Below are 16,376 nucleotides of genomic sequence, written 5' to 3'. Positions count from 1 at the left end.
AGCTTTTCAACGGATCAACACGGCCAGGAGGTCACTCATGGGACTCGAGGAACGACTCCCCAGCGGATTCCTGCTGAGCACCGTCGAGGATCTGGCCGGCTTCATGCGCAAGGGTTCCCTGTGGCCCGCGACCTTCGGACTCGCCTGCTGCGCGATCGAGATGATGGCCACCACCTCAGGGCGGTACGACCTCGCGCGCTTCGGCATGGAGGCCTTCCGCGCCTCACCCCGGCAAGCCGACCTGATGATCGTCGCCGGCCGGGTGAGTCAGAAGATGGCACCGGTGCTGCGACAGATCTACGACCAGATGCCCGAGCCAAAATGGGTTCTCGCCATGGGCGTCTGCGCATCGTCGGGCGGCATGTTCAACAACTACGCGATCGTTCAGGGCGTCGATCACGTGGTGCCCGTCGACATCTACCTGCCCGGATGTCCCCCGCGTCCGGAGATGCTCCTCCACGCGATCCTGAAGCTGCACGAGAAGATTCAAGAGATGCCACTCGGCGTGAATCGCGAGGAGGCCATCTGGGCGGCCGAGCGGGCCGCACTGCAGGCGACCCCGACCATCGAGTTGAAGGGCCTGCTCCGATGACCACGCCCGCGGGCCATCAGGACCCCGAGAACCCGGCGCCGCCGCCCCCTGACGCCGAGGTCATCGGCGTGCGCCACGGGCTCTTCGGTCCGCCGGGTTCTGGTGACACCTCCGGCTATGGCGGACTGGTCCGGCCGGTCACGCTGCCGCCCAGCTCTTCTCGGCCCTACGGCAGCTACTTCGACGACATCGCCGACGCGCTGGCCTCCGAACTCGGCGACCTCTACGACGCCGCGGTCGAGAAGGTCGTCGTCTTCCGCGACGAGATGACCATCCACCTCGCCCGGGAACATCTCGCCACGGTCGCCCTGACATTGCGCAATGCACCCGAACTGCGCTTCGAGTTGTGCCTGGGCGTCAACGGAGTCCACTACCCGGACGACGCCGGACGCGAACTGCACGCGGTCTACCCGCTCGCATCACTGACGCACGGCCGACGGGTACGACTCGAGGTGGCCGCCCCCGACGCCGACCCGCACATCCCCAGCATCTGCGACATCTACCCCACCAACGACTGGCACGAGCGCGAGACCTACGACTTCTTCGGCCTCGTCTTCGACGGCCACCGGTCGCTCACGCGCATCGAGATGCCCGACGACTGGGAGGGACACCCGCAGCGGAAGGACTACCCGCTTGGCGGTGTGCCCGTCGAATACAAGGGGACCCGCGTCGATCCGCCGGACCGCAGGAGGTCGTACAACTGATGACCGACACGCACACCCGCACGTACACGGTCTCCGGGCAGGACTGGGATTCGATCGTGTCCGACGTCCGCACCCGCGCCGAACAACAGCCCGGCGACGAGCGCATCGTCGTCAACATGGGCCCACAGCACCCGTCGACGCACGGCGTGCTGCGCCTGATCCTGGAGATCGAGGGTGAGACGGTCACCGAGGCGCGCTGCGGAATCGGCTATCTGCACACCGGGATCGAGAAGAACCTCGAGTACCGCAACTGGACTCAGGGCGTCACCTTCGTGACCCGGATGGACTATTTGTCGCCGTTCTTCAACGAGACGGCCTATTGCCTCGGGGTCGAGAAGCTGCTGGGTATCACCGACGACATCCCCGAGCGCGCCACCGTGATCCGCGTGATGCTGATGGAGCTCAATCGGATCTCCAGCCACCTCGTCGCGCTCGCGACCGGCGGCATGGAACTCGGTGCGGTCACGGCGATGTTCCTCGGATTCCGAGAACGCGAGATGATCCTCGACCTGTTCGAGCTCATCACCGGCCTCCGGATGAATCACGCGTTCATCCGTCCCGGCGGGATCGCGCAGGACCTGCCCGACGATGGCGCCGAGCGCGTGGCCGAGGTGATCGGACTCCTGCCCGGTCGGCTCGACGAGCTCGGAGATCTGCTCAACGACAACTACATCTGGAAAGCGCGGACACAGGGTGTGGGTTACCTCGACCTCACCGGATGTATGGCGCTGGGGATCACCGGGCCCGTGCTGCGGTCCACCGGATACCCGCACGATCTACGCAGATCCCAACCCTATTGCGGTTACGAAGATTACGACTTCGACGTCATCACCGAGGACACCTGCGACTCCTACGGCCGGTACCTCATCCGGGTCCGGGAGATGCGCGAGTCCATCCGCATCGTCGAACAGTGCCTGGAGCGGTTGCGTCCCGGCCCGGTCATGGTCGCCGACCGCAAACTCGCCTGGCCCGCCGACCTCGCCCTCGGCCCCGACGGTCTGGGCAACTCGCCCGAGCACATCGCGAAGATCATGGGCACGTCCATGGAGGAGCTCATCCACCACTTCAAGCTCGTCACCGAGGGGATGCGGGTCCCGGCCGGCCAGTGCTACGTCGCCGTCGAATCGCCTCGCGGTGAACTCGGTGTCCACATGGTCAGCGACGGCGGCACGAGGCCGTACCGTGTCCACTTCCGCGACCCGTCGTTCACCAATCTGCAAGCGGTGGCGGCGATGTGCGAGGGCGGGATGGTCGCCGATGTGATCACCGCCGTCGCAAGTATCGACCCCGTGATGGGAGGCGTGGACCGATGACCGATCCCGTGTTCGTGGACCTGTCCACCTCACCGCCACCGGAGGGTTCGCTCCCGACGACGGCCGCGCCCGTCCCGACGATCAGGTTCGACGGCCCCGCCGCCTATCCCGACGACGTCACCGAACGACTTGCCGCCGAGGCGGCGCCCATCATCGCGCGGTACCCGCAGGAGCGGTCGGCGCTGCTCCCGCTTCTGCACCTCGTGCAGGCCGAAGACGGTTTCCTGACCCGCGCCGGGATCGAATTCTGTTCTCGGCAACTGGGTCTGACGCCCGCGCAGGTCAGTTCGGTCGCCACCTTCTACTCGATGTACCGCCGCACCCCCACCGGGGAGTACCTGATCGGTGTCTGCACCAACACTCTGTGCGCGACCCTCGGTGGCGATGAGATCCTCCGGCGGGTCTGCGACCACCTCGGCGTCGCACCCGGAGACACCACCGCGGACCGGCGCATCACGATCGAACACGTCGAGTGCAACGCGGCCTGCGACTTCGCGCCCGTGGTGATGGTCAACTGGGAGTTCTTCGACGACCAGACACCGGAGTCGACCGTCGAACTCATCGAGGACCTGCGAGCAGGCGTCCCCGTCACCCCAGCACGCGGGACCGGCGCCGTACGCAGCTTCCGGGAGATCGGACGTGACCTGGCCGGAGTGGTCACCGGTCAGGTCTCCCCCCTGCCGACCGACACACCACCCCCCGAGCACGAGCCCGAACCTCCCGACACCCCCGTCCTCTCCCGGCACTGGCACGAAGCCGAGTCGTGGACCCTGGAGAATTATCTGCGACACAACGGGTATCGCGGCCTGCGCATCGCGCTGGACACCCCACCCGACGGCGTCATCGAGATGGTCAAGGCCTCAGGGCTCCGCGGCCGCGGCGGGGCGGGCTTCCCGGTGGGCATGAAGTGGTCGTTCATCCCCCAGGGTGACCCGAGTGTCCCCCACTACCTCGTCGTCAACGCCGACGAGTCCGAGCCGGGCACCTGCAAGGACATGCCGTTGATGCTGGCGTCGCCGCATTCGCTGGTCGAGGGGGTGATCATCGCGGCCTACGCCATCCGGGCGCACCACGCGTTCATCTACCTGCGCGGCGAAGTCGCCTCCGTCCTCCGCCGAGTCCGCGACGCGGTCGACGAAGCCTATGCCGCCGGCTATCTCGGGACCGACATCCTCGGCACCGGATTCGACCTCGAGCTCGTAGTCCACGCCGGCGCCGGTGCCTACATCTGTGGCGAGGAGACCGCGCTGCTCGACTCGCTCGAGGGTCGTCGCGGCCAGCCACGGCTCCGTCCGCCGTTTCCCGCGGTCGCCGGCCTGTACGCGAGTCCCACGGTGGTCAACAACGTCGAGTCGATCGCCAGCGTCCCGCCGATCGTCCGCAACGGAGTCGACTGGTTCCGGTCGATGGGTACGGAGAAGTCGCCCGGGTTCACCCTGTACTCGTTGTCCGGGCACGTCACCCACCCCGGCCAGTACGAGGCGCCTCTCGGAATCACGCTGCGCCAGTTGCTCGATCGAGCCGGCGGTGTCCGCGCGGGTCACGAACTCAAGTTCTGGACGCCAGGTGGGTCGTCGACGCCGATCCTCATCCCCGAACACCTCGACGTCCCGCTCGACTACGAGGGAGTCGGCGCCGCCGGATCGATGCTCGGCACCAAGGCCCTCCAGATCTTCGACGAGACGACGTGCGTCGTCGGTGCGGTACTGCGCTGGACGGAGTTCTACGAACACGAGTCCTGCGGCAAGTGCACACCGTGCCGCGAGGGCACCTACTGGCTGGCACAGCTGCTGCATCGTCTCGAGCACGACGGTGGCACCGCGGCCGACCTCGACACCCTCGCCGACGTCACCAACAGCGTTGTCGGCAAGTCGTTCTGCGCTCTCGGCGACGGCGCCGGCAGCCCGATCGTGTCGTCGCTGAAGTACTTCCGCGACGAGTACCTCGCTCACCTCGACCACGGGTGCCCGTTCGATCACTCGGCGTCGACCGTCTGGTCGGGAGGTGCACGATGACCCTCACCCACGGCAGCGATCCGTCCACCGCGGCCGACAACCTGGTCGGCCTCACCATCGATGGTCGCGCTGTTCGAGTACCGAAGGGCACCTTGGTGATCCGGGCCGCCGAGCAGATCGGCGTCACCATTCCGCGGTTCTGTGACCATCCCCTCCTCGACCCGGTCGGCGCCTGCCGCCAGTGTCTCGTCGAGGTGGAGGGCCAGCGCAAACCGCTGGCGTCGTGTACCACGGTGGCCACCGAAGGCATGGTCGTGCGCACCCAGCTCAGTTCCGAGATCGCCGCCGACGCCCAGCGCGGGGTGATGGAGTTGCTCCTCATCAACCATCCGCTCGACTGTCCGGTGTGCGACAAGGGCGGCGAATGCCCGCTGCAGAACCAGGCGATGTCGACCGGCCGCAGCGAGTCCCGGTTCGACGGCGTCAAGCGCACCTTCACCAAACCCGTTCCGCTGTCGTCGGAAGTGCTGCTCGACCGGGAACGCTGCGTACTGTGCGCCCGGTGCACGCGGTTCTCCACGCAGGTCGCCGGTGACCCGCTCATCGAACTCGCCGATCGCGGTGCGCTGCAGCAGGTGAGCATCTACGCCGACGAGCCATTCGACTCCTACTTCTCCGGCAACACCGTGCAGATCTGTCCGGTCGGCGCACTGACCGGCGCGCAGTATCGCTTCCGCGCACGACCTTTCGATCTGGTGTCGACACCGAGCGTCTGCGAGCACTGCGCGAGCGGTTGCGCACAACGCACCGACCACCGACGCGGCAAGGTGCTCCGGCGCCTCGCCGGCGACGATCCCGAGGTCAACGCCGAGTGGAACTGCGACAAGGGCCGATGGGCATTCGCGTACACCTCCGCGGCCGACCGTCTCACGTCACCACTCGTCCGCGACCGACACGGTGAGCTGCGCGAGGTGTCCTGGGCACACGCCATCCGAGTCGCTGCCGAGGGGTTGACGTCAGCACTCGGGAATGTCGGTGTGCTCACCGGCGGCCGGTTGACCGTCGAGGACGCCTACGCGTACTCCCGGTTCGCACGGACCGCGCTGCACACCAACGACATCGACTTCCGCGCCCGCGGGCACAGTGCCGAGGAGGCCGACTTCCTGGCCGTCGTGGTCGCCGGCCGGGGACTCGTGACGACCTACGACGACCTGTCCGCGGCGCCTGCGGTGCTGCTGGTGGGTTTCGAGCCGGAGGAGGAGTCGCCGATCGTCTTCCTCCGTCTGCGGCGGGCGGTGCGATCGTCTCATCAGCGCGTCGTCACCGTCGCCCCGTTCCTGAGCCGCGGTGCAGCCAAACTCGATGCCCGCCTGGTGCCCGCCGTTCCCGGCACCGAGGCGCAGATCCTCGAATCCGAGGTGATCGCCGGTCATCTCACGTCTCCCGGCTCGGTCATCATCGTCGGCGAACGGCTCGCGACGAGCCCGGGCGCCTTCGCCGCCGCCGCGGCGCTGGCCGATCGGACCGGCGCGCGTCTCGCGTGGATACCGCGGCGTGCGGGCGAGCGAGGCGCCCTCGAGGTCGGCGCGCTACCCCACCTCCTGCCCGGCGGCCGACCGGTGGACGACGACACGGCACGCAGTGCGGTCGAACAGATCTGGAACTCCACGATCGATCGTCGCCCCGGACGCGACACCCGTGGCATCGTCGACGCCGCCCGCCTCCATGGACTCTCACTCGTCGTCGCGGGTGTCGACCTCGACGACCTCCCCGACCCGACCGCCGCGGCCGAGGCAGTTGCCGAAGCGCCGTTCGTCGTCGCGCTCGAACAGCGTCACAGCACCGTGACCGCCCACGCGGACGTCGTGTTCCCGGTGGCGGCGGTAGCGGAGAAAGACGGCACGTTCGTCGATTGGGAGGGTCGCCCGCGCGCTTTCACAGCGGCGCTCACCACGAGCGGCCACCTGCCCGATCACCGCGTCCTCGACGCGATCGCCCGGCACATGGGTGTCGAACTGCACTGCGACTCGGTGCACACCATCCACACCGAGCTGCGACAGATCGGGGCGTGGACGGGCAACCGACGCCACGTCACACCGTCGCAGACGCCCACGTCCCAACCGGCCTCGGGGCAGGCGGTGCTGGCGAGCTGGCACATGCTGCTCGACGACGGTCGGTTGCAGGAGGGTGAACCGCATCTCGCCGGGACCGCGCGTCGTCCCGTGGCGCGGCTGTCGGCGACCACGGCCGCCGAGGCCGGGATCGCCCCGGTCGACGCGGCGAGCCGGCTTCGGGTCAGCACCGCCGACGGGTCGATCACGTTGCCAGTGGAGATCACCGCCATGCCGGATCGGGTCGTGTGGTTGCCGCTGCACTCGGCGGGCTCCCACGTGCATGCGGCCCTGCGTGCGCAGGCCGGGGACCTGGTCGCCCTGGCACCGGGGTCGCCCGCCGAGGACGGAGGTGTCGCATGACCCTTGCCATCGACTACCCCACCCTGGACGACTTCGGTACCGATCCCCTCTGGCTGATCACCGCGAAAGCCGTTGCGGTGTTCGCGTTCCTGGTGGTCAATCCCCTCGTGGCGATCCTGCTCGAACGCAAGATCATGGCCCGCATGCAGTCCCGCCTCGGACCCAATCGAGTCGGACCGCACGGAATCCTCCAGAGTCTCGCCGACGGCGTGAAGCTCGCCCTCAAGGAGGGGATCATCCCGTCGGGTGTCGACAAGGTGATCTACCTTCTCGCGCCGATCATCGCGGTCGTCCCCGCGGTGATGGCCTTCGCGGTGATCCCGTTCGGACCGATGGTGTCGGTCTTCGGGCATCAGACGCCGTTGCAGCTCACCGATCTTCCCGTCGGCGTGCTCTACGTCCTCGCCGTGACCTCGGTGGGTGTGTACGGCATCGTGCTCGCCGGGTGGTCGTCGGGGTCGACGTACCCGCTGCTCGGCGGATTGCGCTCGACCGCTCAGGTGATCTCGTACGAGATCGCGATGGGGCTCACCTTCGCCGCCGTATTCCTCGACGCCGGGACGATGTCGACGTCGGGAATCGTTGCTGCACAGGAACACCACTGGTACGTGCTGTTGCTCCTGCCCTCGTTCGTCATCTACGCGATCTCCATGGTCGGCGAGACCAACCGTGCCCCGTTCGACCTGCCCGAAGCCGAGGGCGAGCTCGTCGGCGGATTCCACACCGAGTACTCGTCGCTGAAGTTCGCGATGTTCATGCTCGCCGAATACATCAACATGGTCACCGTCTCCGCGCTCGCCACGACGCTGTTCCTCGGCGGGTGGCAGGCACCGCCGCCATTGAGCGCTTTCGACTGGGCCAATTCCGGCTGGTGGCCGGTGCTGTGGTTCACCCTGAAGGTCTGGGCGTTCCTGTTCGTGTTCATCTGGTTGCGCACCAGCCTCCCACGCCTGCGCTACGACCAGTTCATGAACCTCGGCTGGAAGGTCCTCATCCCCATCTCCCTGACGTGGGTGATGGTGGTGGCGATCATCCGGGCATCGATTGTCGGTGAGGAGGCCGATCTGCTCCGCGCGATCGTGTCGGCGGGTGCCGGCCTGGTGGTCACCGGCCTGATCGCGTACTCGATATGGCACCTGATGCGCGTTCCGGATCCGCCCGACGACCCCGCCGACCCCGCGGCCCCGATCGACTTCGATCCCATGGCCGGCGGCTTCCCGGTCCCGCCGATGCCGGGTCAGATCATCTCCACCGGAACCGATCACGAACCGACACCGAGCAGGGAGACCACCGATGCCTGACTTCCTGAAGCCGGTGAGCGGACTCCGCGTCACCTTCGGCGGCATGTTCACACCCACCATCACCGAGCAGTACCCCGAGGAGAAGCGGCCCACCGCTCCTCGCTATCACGGTCGACACCAACTGAATCGGCATCCGGATGGTCTGGAGAAGTGCATCGGCTGTGAGCTGTGCGCCTGGGCGTGCCCGGCCGACGCGATCTACGTCGAGGGCGCCGACAACACGCCCGACGAACGCTACTCGCCGGGCGAACGGTACGGCAGCGTCTACCAGATCAACTATCTGCGGTGCATCGGGTGCGGGCTCTGTATCGAGGCATGTCCCACACGTGCACTCACGATGACGAATGACTACGAACTCGCCGACGACAATCGCGCCGACCTCATCTACGAGAAGGATCGGCTGCTAGCGCCGCTACCTCCCGGGGCCGCGCCGCCACCACACGACATGGCGCCGGGCTCCACGGAGGAGAACTACTACCGCGGCGAGGTCGGCGCCGACGGGCGAGTGACCCCGTTGCCGACACCGACTCTGCGTGAGGGCCTGCGGGAGTCGCGGCCATGACCCCGGTCCCTGTGACGTTGCTCGCCGAGGAGGCGGTGCGCACCTCCACCGGCGAGGCCGTCCAATTCTGGATTCTGGGCGCCGTGGCCGTAGCGGGCGCGCTCGGCGTCGTCTTCGCCACCAAGGCCGTGTACTCCGCGATCTTCCTCGCAACGACGATGATCATCCTGGCGGTCTTCTACGTTGCGCAGGGCGCCCTGTTCCTCGGCGTCGTGCAGGTGGTGGTCTACACCGGCGCGGTGATGATGCTGTTCCTCTTCGTCATCATGCTCATCGGCGTCGACTCGTCGGATTCACTCATCGAGACCTTGCGCGGACAACGACTCTCCGCCGCGCTCATCGGCATCGGATTCGGTGTGCTGCTCATCGCCGGGATCGGCAGCGCCACCGTCGGAGTCGTGACCGGCGCGACCGCACCGGGAACCCTGGCCGCGGGCAGCGACTCCAGCGTGGAGGCCATCGCCGAACTGATCTTCGTCCGGTACCTGTGGGCGTTCGAACTGACCGGCGCGCTGCTCATCGCCGCGACCCTCGGCGCCATGGTGCTCGCACACCGCGAACGATTCGGCCCGCGCCTCACGCAGAAAGAGTTGTCGCAGGCCCGTTTCCGAAGCGGCGTCAACCTGACCCCGCTACCGACGCCCGGTGTCTACGCCCGGCACAACGCGGTCAACGTCCCGGCTCGGCTGCCTGACGGCTCCCCGTCAGATCTGTCGGTGAACGCGATCCTGGCCGCGCGGACCCTGCGCCGACGACCGCCGAATCAGTCGGGCGACGAGTCATGAATCCCGAGAACTACCTCTACCTCTCTGCGCTGCTGTTCACCATCGGCGCCGCCGGGGTCCTGCTGCGGCGCAACGCCATCGTCGTGTTCATGTGCATCGAGCTGATGCTGAACGCGGCCAACCTCGCATTCGTGACGTTCGCGCGGCTGAACCAGTCCTTCGACGGCCAGGTCATCGCCTTTTTCACGATGGTCGTCGCCGCCGCCGAGGTCGTGGTGGGCCTCGCGATCATCATGACCATCTTCCGATCGCGCCGCTCGGCGTCGGTCGACGACGCGGATCTGCTGAAGCGGTAGAGGAGGATTGGTGAACGCCGAACTGACCGCGTCACTGCTCTGGGCGATTCCCGCACTGCCACTCCTCGGCGCCGTGATCCTCCTCCTCGGTGGTCGTGCGACGGATCGCTGGGGTCACCTGCTCGGCACCGGGCTGGCGATCACGTCGTTCGCGGCCGGACTGCTCATGTTCGCCGGGATGGTGTCACGGCCGGCCGAGAACCGCGAGGTCTCCGACATCATCTTCAGCTGGATCCCCGTCGGGGAGCTCCAGGTGGACTTCGGTTTTCGCCTCGACCAGCTGTCCATGTGCTTCGTCCTGCTGATCACCGGTGTCGGGTCCTTGATCCACGTCTACTCCATCGGTTACATGGCCGACGACCCTGACCGCCGCCGCTTCTTCGCCTACCTCAACCTGTTTCTCGCCGCGATGCTCGTCCTGGTTCTCGCCGACAACTATCTCGGCCTCTACCTGGGTTGGGAGGGTGTGGGCCTCGCGTCGTACCTGCTCATCGGCTTCTGGCAGCACAAACCCTCCGCCGCCACGGCCGCGAAGAAGGCGTTCGTCGTCAACCGGGTCGGTGACATCGGGCTCGCCGTGGCACTGATGATCATGTTCGCCACGTTCGGCGCCGTGTCGTTCACCGCGGTGTTCGACGGCGCATCCCAGGCCGGCGAGACCACCCTGACCGCACTGGGTTTCATGCTCCTGCTGGCGGCGTGCGGCAAGTCCGCGCAGGTGCCGCTGCAGTCGTGGCTCGGGGATGCGATGGAAGGCCCCACCCCGGTGTCGGCGCTCATCCATGCCGCCACGATGGTGACCGCAGGCGTCTACCTGATCGTGCGGTCCGGACCCATCTTCGATCTCGCGCCCGCCGCTCAGGTCGGCGTCGTCGTGGTCGGCGCGGTGACCCTGCTGTTCGGTGCCATCATCGGCTGCGCGAAGGACGACATCAAGAAGGCGCTCGCCGCCTCGACGATGAGTCAGATCGGGTACATGGTCCTGGCCGCAGGCCTCGGGCCCGCCGGTTACGCGTTCGCGATCCTGCACCTGCTGACCCACGGGTTCTTCAAGGCGGGCCTGTTCCTCGGTGCCGGCTCGGTGATGCACGGGATGAACGACGAGACGGACATGCGCCGCTACGGCGGGCTGCGCACCCTCATGCCGATCACGTTCGTCACCTTCGGGGTCGGGTACCTCGCCATCATCGGCGTGCCCCCGTTCGCCGGCTTCTACTCGAAGGACCACATCATCGAAGCCGCGTTCGGCGCCGGCGGGGCGAAGGGCCTTCTCCTCGGCGGTGCCGCACTTCTCGGCGCCGGGATCACGGCCTTCTACATGACTCGGGTCATGCTGCTCACCTTCTTCGGGGAGAAGCGCTGGCACGACGGCTCCGACGCCCCCGCACCCCACCCGCACGAGGCGCCGAAAGTGATGACCGGCCCGATGGTCCTCATCGCCCTCGGTTCGGTTGTCTCAGGCGGAGTCCTGGCGTTCGGCGGGGCACTCGAACACTGGCTCGAACCCGTCGTCGGCGAACACACCGAACACCACCTGATCCCGGTCTGGGCGATGACCGCGATCATCCTGGTCGTGGTGGCGATCGGAGTCGGGGTTGCCTACCGGCAGTACGCGACACGTCCCGTGCCGGTCGTCGCCCCCGATGACGTCTCGGCGCTCACCGTCGCCGCCCGCCGCGACCTGTACGGGGACGCATTCAACGAGGAACTGCTGATGCGTCCGGGCCAGCGATTCACGGCGGGGCTCGTCGCCGTGGAATCCGACGGGGTCGACGGGTTGACGAGCGGGGTCGGCCATGCGGTGACCGGTACGTCTCGTCGAATACGGAGTTGGCAGAACGGATACGTGCGGTCGTACGCACTGTCGATGTTCGCGGGGACCACCGTGATCGTCGCACTCGTGATGGCGGTGAATGTGCTGTGAACATTCCTTGGCTCACGGCCCTCTGGCTCACTCCCGCGATCGGCTCGGCGCTGGTGCTGGCGATTCCCGCGACGCGGGTCGCGGCAGCCAAGTGGTTCGCTTTCGCGGTGTCGGCGGGCGTTCTGGTCCTCGCCGTCGGGCTCACCATCGGCTTCGATCCGTCCGGCGACCGATACCAGTTCGTCGAAGACCTCAGCTGGATTCCCGCGTTGGGCACCCGATATGCGCTCGGACTGGACGGCATCGGACTCGTCTTGATCCTGCTGACCGCCGCGCTCCTGCCACTGCTGCTGCTCGCCGGTTGGCGGGATGCGGATCCGTCCGGTTCGCTGGATGATTCGGGTGGCCGTGCGCAGAAGGGTCCGCACATCTACCTCGCGTTGTTCCTCGCGACCGAGGCGATGGTACTGATGAGTTTCGTCGCGCTCGACGTGCTGCTGTTCTACATCTTATTCGAGGCCATGCTGATCCCGATGTACTTCCTCATCGGCGGCTTCGGCACCGGACCCAATCGGTCCGGCGCCGCAGTGAAGTTCCTGCTGTACAACCTCTTCGGCGGTCTGCTCCTGCTTGCGGCGGTGATCGGACTGTACGTGGTGACCGCGCAGAACGGCGTCGGCACCGACGGGGGCGGGACGTTCGCTCTCACCGACATCGTCGCCGCCGTCTCCAGCGGACAGATCGACGATTCGACCGGGCTGGCGAAGCTGCTGTTCCTCGGTTTCATGTTCGCGTTCGCGGTCAAGGCTCCACTGTGGCCGTTGCATTCGTGGCTCCCCGATGCGGCCGTTGCCGCGACTCCGGCGTCCGCGGTCCTCATGATGGCAGTGATCGACAAGGTCGGCACCTTCGCGATGCTCCGCTTCTGCCTGCAGTTGTTCCCCGACGCGTCCCAGTACTTCGCACCGTTCATCTGTGCCCTTGCTGTGGTCAGCATCGTCTGCGGCGCGGTCCTCGCGATCGGACAGACCGACGTCATGCGCCTGATCGCGTATACGTCCATCTCCCACTTCGGGTTCATCATCCTCGGCATCTTCGTCCTCACCGACCAGGGTCAGACGGGGTCCGCGTTGTACATGGTCAACCACGGGATCTCCACGGCGGCACTGTTCCTCATCGCCGGCTTCCTCGTGTCGAGGCGGGGCAGCCGATTGATCGCCGACTACGGCGGGGTCCAGAAGGTCGCGCCGGTCCTGGCCGGGACCTTCCTCGTCGCCGGCCTGGCCACGTTGTCACTACCCGGCCTCGCCCCCTTCATCAGCGAGTTCCTCGTTCTCATCGGCACTTTCACCCGCTATCCGGTGGCAGCGGTTCTCGCGTGCTCGGCGCTGGTGCTGTCGGCGATCTACATCCTGTGGACCTACCAGCGGATGATGGGCGGTCCGCCGAAACTGGCCGACGTCCGGTCGTCGTCGATGCGTGATCTCGCCGGGCGCGAGCTGGCTGTCGTTGCGCCCCTGATCGCGTTGCTCCTCGCTCTCGGGGTCTATCCGAAGCCGATGATCGATCTGATCGACCCTGCCGTGCAGAGCACGCTGACCACGGTCGGCGTCACCGAGCCTGAGCCACCGGTGCACTCGGACCCCGACGGCACCAGTGCGGAAGCGGAGGGACACCGATGAATTCGACCGGGGGTGCAGCACTTCTGGCGGCGATAGAGACACCCGACGTCGAATACGCCGCGTTGTCACCGATGCTCATCGTCTTCGGCGCCGGGGTCGTCGGGGTGCTCGTCGAGGCGTTCGCCCCTCCTCGGCTGCGCTACCGGTTACAGCTGACACTCTCGCTGGGCGCACTCGCCGTCGCGATGGCCGCGCTTGTCACCGTGTCTGTCGCGCAGACCGAGGGCGGCGCGAACGGCCAGATCGCCATGTCGGGAGCGGTGCTCCTCGACCGCCCGACGCTCTATCTCCAGGGTCTGCTTCTCATCGTCGCCATCGTGGCTGTCGGGTTCATGGCCGAGCGCCGACTCGAGCGAGTCGTCGCGCCGGTCACCATGCGAACACTGGCCGGGGCAGGCAACGGTGACGAGCCGCCTGCCCGCACTCTGAACGGCGGCGGCGTGGACGCCGACATGTTCACACCGTCGGGCGCCTCGGTCCCCAACACCGACGCCGAGTTCGAGGCGACCCGTGCCGGCGCAGTGACGACCGAGGTGTTCCCCCTCGCCCTCCTCGCGGTCGGCGGGATGATGCTGTTCCCCGCCTGCGGCGACCTCCTGACGATGTTCGTTGCGCTGGAGGTGTTCTCGCTGCCGCTGTACCTGCTGTGCGGGTTGGCGCGGCGTCGACGCCTCATCTCGCAGGAAGCGTCTCTGAAGTACTTTCTCCTGGGCGCCTTCTCCTCGGCATTCTTCTTGTTCGGGGCCGCCTTCGTCTACGGCGCCACGGGCTCGTTGAACCTGTCGACCATCGGTGCGTCGCTCACGACGGTCACCGAGTCCGGCGGCGACACCACACTGGCACTCATCGGCCTGGCCCTCCTCGCGGTCGGTTTGTTGTTCAAGGTCGGTGCGGTGCCGTTCCATTCGTGGATTCCCGATGTCTACCAGGGCGCCCCGACCCCGGTGACGGCGTTCATGGCCGCAGCCACCAAGGTCGCCGCCTTCGGCGCCCTGTTGCGAGTTTTCTACGTCGGTTTCGGTGCCCTGCGCGACCAGTGGGAACCCGCTCTGTGGGCGGTCGCGATCGCGTCCATGGTGATCGCATCGGTGATGGCCGTGACGCAGAACGACATCAAGCGGATGCTCGCCTACTCGTCGATCGCCCACACGGGCTTCATCCTGCTCGGACTGATCGCGTTCGACGAGGCAGGCCTCGGGGCGACCCTGTTCTACCTCGCCGCCTATGCATTCACCACGCTCGGAGCCTTCGCGACGGTGGCCGTCATCCGCGAACCCGACACGGATGCAGCGACTTCCGCGCGCAGAGCCGCCGTCCAGGGCACCGCGACCCCTGTGCGCAACCCACACCTGTCCGGGCGCGAAGCCACCGACCTGACCCAGTGGTCGGGGCTGGGACGTCGCTACCCGCTGGTGGGTGCGATGTTCGCGGTATACCTTCTCTCATTTGCCGGAATCCCCTTGACCAGTGGCTTCATCGCCAAGTTCGACGTCTTCGCCGCGGCTGCCGGCGCCGGAGGTGGTGTGTTGGTCGTGGTCGGTGTCGTCAGCAGCGCCATCGCCGCCTACGTCTACATCAAGATCATCGTCGCGATGTTCTTCGACGACGTCCCGGTGGACGGTGCCCCACACGTCGTGAAACCGAGTGTGCTGACGACCTCGGGCATCGCCGTGTGCACGCTGATCACCGTGGTGCTCGGCATCTTCCCGCAGCCGCTACTCGACCTCGCCGACTCGGCGGCAGTGTTCTTGCGTTGAGTGCCAGTCCCCTCATGTTGTTGTGAGGTACGTACACGGACCCGTGGCGGTCGCTGGGCCCAGGTGCGGCAGTAGTGTCCGCAATGCGACGCAAACTGCCGCAACGTCTGATGCGACATCCGGTCAGGCCGCGTCGTCGAGCGATGGTGCTTCAGTTGCATGCCGGACGGAGTCGGCGTTGCGGCACTATCGCGACGGGTGCAGGAGCAGGTGCGGGTGGTGTCGCCGATGGACTGATCGGCGGCAGCTTCGGGAAGCAGATTGGTGGGTTGTTCGATTGGGCGATAACTGGACTCTCTACGACCGACTCGGTCGGATGGCGGTTGTCCAAGCGCGGGTGACGGACCCGCGAACGCTGGCGGGCGACGTACGACTGGAGATCGGTACCGCCGACTACCAGACCGACCAGTCGGGTTCAGAACTCGGACTGTTCTCTGTATTCGTCGCGGGCAGATCCGCTGACCCCGGCTTTCGGGACAACGTCGTCGTAGTCCTCACTCGGTTTGTCGTCGATGCGACAGTTGACATCAACGACCTCTTCGACCACGCGTTCAACGCAGCCCGTGCATTCAACGAGTGGACCGAGCAGCGTGCCGATCGCTATCCGATCGGCACGCGGACCAGTGGGGCGACCGTGCAGGCCGGCAGTTACCTCGACAGTTCCGGGAGATGGTTGTACACGGTCAACAAATACGCGGCCTACCAACGCGCGAACGTCGCGTATCTGCTCCAGTGCACCGGCACTACGGCATCGACCGACCTGACGACGCGGTCGACAATGATCGATACGGTCGGTTCCGCACGTCTCGAGGATTGAGGAGGCGACATGGTTTCACGTGCGGACGGGGTGTCGAATCTCGAGGAAGCTCTTGCCTCACGAATCGACTTCGTCGCCGACCCCCAAGACAGAACGTGGTACGTCGGTGAGGTCGATGATCACCCGATCTTTGTACGAATGGGTGACTTTCCCGACGAGGATGCATACTCGCTCTATCTCGGGCACGGTCGGTGGATGGACTTCAGCCGCGTGCCGGACAACTGGACGATCACCACGCCGCCGAACGGGTGGCCTAACTCGGCGAGACCACGGT

The 16,376-nt window shown here is 66.7% G+C and carries 13 protein-coding genes; all 13 read left to right on the top strand.

What is annotated here, in order from left to right:
• Positions 1 to 37 precede the first annotated feature (37 nt).
• The 13 genes from ACSUZC_RS01790 to ACSUZC_RS01730 all read left to right on the top strand — a co-directional run bounded on the left by ACSUZC_RS01790 (position 38) and on the right by ACSUZC_RS01730 (position 16,102).
• A complete protein-coding gene (locus ACSUZC_RS01790) occupies positions 38 to 592 on the top strand; it encodes a NuoB/complex I 20 kDa subunit family protein (protein ID WP_004021558.1) in 555 nt (184 codons plus the stop codon).
• A complete protein-coding gene (locus tag ACSUZC_RS01785; RefSeq protein WP_439031229.1) occupies positions 589 to 1,296 on the top strand; it encodes an NADH-quinone oxidoreductase subunit C in 708 nt (235 codons plus the stop codon). Before ACSUZC_RS01790 ends, ACSUZC_RS01785 begins: the two co-directional genes overlap by 4 nt.
• A complete protein-coding gene (gene nuoD, locus ACSUZC_RS01780) occupies positions 1,296 to 2,609 on the top strand; it encodes an NADH dehydrogenase (quinone) subunit D (RefSeq protein ID WP_439031228.1) in 1,314 nt (437 codons plus the stop codon). The genes ACSUZC_RS01785 and nuoD overlap by 1 nt, the downstream gene beginning before the upstream one ends.
• Complete coding sequence (nuoF, locus tag ACSUZC_RS01775) at positions 2,606 to 4,624, top strand: NADH-quinone oxidoreductase subunit NuoF (RefSeq protein WP_439031227.1); 2,019 nt, start codon at positions 2,606 to 2,608, stop codon at positions 4,622 to 4,624. Before nuoD ends, nuoF begins: the two co-directional genes overlap by 4 nt.
• A complete protein-coding gene (locus tag ACSUZC_RS01770) occupies positions 4,621 to 7,038 on the top strand; it encodes an NADH-quinone oxidoreductase subunit G (RefSeq protein WP_439031226.1) in 2,418 nt (805 codons plus the stop codon). Before nuoF ends, ACSUZC_RS01770 begins: the two co-directional genes overlap by 4 nt.
• Positions 7,035 to 8,339 carry an NADH-quinone oxidoreductase subunit NuoH gene (gene nuoH, locus ACSUZC_RS01765; RefSeq protein WP_439031225.1) on the top strand — a complete coding sequence of 435 codons (1,305 nt, stop codon included), beginning with the start codon at positions 7,035 to 7,037 and terminating at the stop codon, positions 8,337 to 8,339. The genes ACSUZC_RS01770 and nuoH overlap by 4 nt, the downstream gene beginning before the upstream one ends.
• Positions 8,332 to 8,901 (top strand): NADH-quinone oxidoreductase subunit NuoI, encoded by a 570-nt coding sequence (gene nuoI, locus ACSUZC_RS01760; protein WP_439031224.1) that lies wholly within the window; start codon positions 8,332 to 8,334, stop codon positions 8,899 to 8,901. Before nuoH ends, nuoI begins: the two co-directional genes overlap by 8 nt.
• The gene (locus ACSUZC_RS01755) at positions 8,898 to 9,686 is read left to right on the top strand and encodes an NADH-quinone oxidoreductase subunit J (RefSeq protein ID WP_439031223.1); all 789 of its coding nucleotides are present in this window, start codon (positions 8,898 to 8,900) and stop codon (positions 9,684 to 9,686) included. The genes nuoI and ACSUZC_RS01755 overlap by 4 nt, the downstream gene beginning before the upstream one ends.
• On the top strand, positions 9,683 to 9,982 hold the full coding sequence (gene nuoK, locus ACSUZC_RS01750) for an NADH-quinone oxidoreductase subunit NuoK (RefSeq protein ID WP_074852089.1): 300 nt from the start codon (positions 9,683 to 9,685) through the stop codon (positions 9,980 to 9,982). Before ACSUZC_RS01755 ends, nuoK begins: the two co-directional genes overlap by 4 nt.
• Positions 9,983 to 9,992: 10 nt before the next feature.
• On the top strand, positions 9,993 to 11,906 hold the full coding sequence (gene nuoL, locus ACSUZC_RS01745; RefSeq protein WP_439031222.1) for an NADH-quinone oxidoreductase subunit L: 1,914 nt from the start codon (positions 9,993 to 9,995) through the stop codon (positions 11,904 to 11,906).
• Positions 11,903 to 13,528, top strand: a complete 1,626-nt coding sequence (locus ACSUZC_RS01740) for an NADH-quinone oxidoreductase subunit M (protein WP_439031221.1) — start codon at positions 11,903 to 11,905, stop codon at positions 13,526 to 13,528. Before nuoL ends, ACSUZC_RS01740 begins: the two co-directional genes overlap by 4 nt.
• Positions 13,525 to 15,285 carry an NADH-quinone oxidoreductase subunit NuoN gene (gene nuoN, locus ACSUZC_RS01735; protein ID WP_439031220.1) on the top strand — a complete coding sequence of 587 codons (1,761 nt, stop codon included), beginning with the start codon at positions 13,525 to 13,527 and terminating at the stop codon, positions 15,283 to 15,285. The genes ACSUZC_RS01740 and nuoN overlap by 4 nt, the downstream gene beginning before the upstream one ends.
• A 316-nt stretch (positions 15,286 to 15,601) precedes the next feature.
• Positions 15,602 to 16,102, top strand: a complete 501-nt coding sequence (locus ACSUZC_RS01730; protein ID WP_439031219.1) for an LpqN/LpqT family lipoprotein — start codon at positions 15,602 to 15,604, stop codon at positions 16,100 to 16,102.
• The last annotated feature ends 274 nt before the right edge of the window (positions 16,103 to 16,376 follow it).

It is taken from the genome of Gordonia terrae (assembly GCF_051789125.1).
Taxonomy (GTDB): Bacteria; Actinomycetota; Actinomycetes; order Mycobacteriales; family Mycobacteriaceae; genus Gordonia; species Gordonia terrae_A.
This window is presented reverse-complemented; position numbering and strand designations above follow the sequence as displayed.

Excerpts from the sequence above, each read along its gene's own strand:
- ACSUZC_RS01790 (WP_004021558.1), top strand. The coding sequence starts at position 38 with ATGGGACTCGAGGAACGACTCCCCAGCGGATTCCTGCTGAGCACCGTC.
- ACSUZC_RS01785 (WP_439031229.1), top strand. The coding sequence starts at position 589 with ATGACCACGCCCGCGGGCCATCAGGACCCCGAGAACCCGGCGCCGCCG.
- nuoD (WP_439031228.1), top strand. The coding sequence starts at position 1,296 with ATGACCGACACGCACACCCGCACGTACACGGTCTCCGGGCAGGACTGG.
- nuoF (WP_439031227.1), top strand. The coding sequence starts at position 2,606 with ATGACCGATCCCGTGTTCGTGGACCTGTCCACCTCACCGCCACCGGAG.
- ACSUZC_RS01770 (WP_439031226.1), top strand. The coding sequence starts at position 4,621 with ATGACCCTCACCCACGGCAGCGATCCGTCCACCGCGGCCGACAACCTG.
- nuoH (WP_439031225.1), top strand. The coding sequence starts at position 7,035 with ATGACCCTTGCCATCGACTACCCCACCCTGGACGACTTCGGTACCGAT.
- nuoI (WP_439031224.1), top strand. The coding sequence starts at position 8,332 with ATGCCTGACTTCCTGAAGCCGGTGAGCGGACTCCGCGTCACCTTCGGC.
- ACSUZC_RS01755 (WP_439031223.1), top strand. The coding sequence starts at position 8,898 with ATGACCCCGGTCCCTGTGACGTTGCTCGCCGAGGAGGCGGTGCGCACC.
- nuoK (WP_074852089.1), top strand. The coding sequence starts at position 9,683 with ATGAATCCCGAGAACTACCTCTACCTCTCTGCGCTGCTGTTCACCATC.
- nuoN (WP_439031220.1), top strand. The coding sequence starts at position 13,525 with ATGAATTCGACCGGGGGTGCAGCACTTCTGGCGGCGATAGAGACACCC.
- ACSUZC_RS01730 (WP_439031219.1), top strand. The coding sequence starts at position 15,602 with ATGGCGGTTGTCCAAGCGCGGGTGACGGACCCGCGAACGCTGGCGGGC.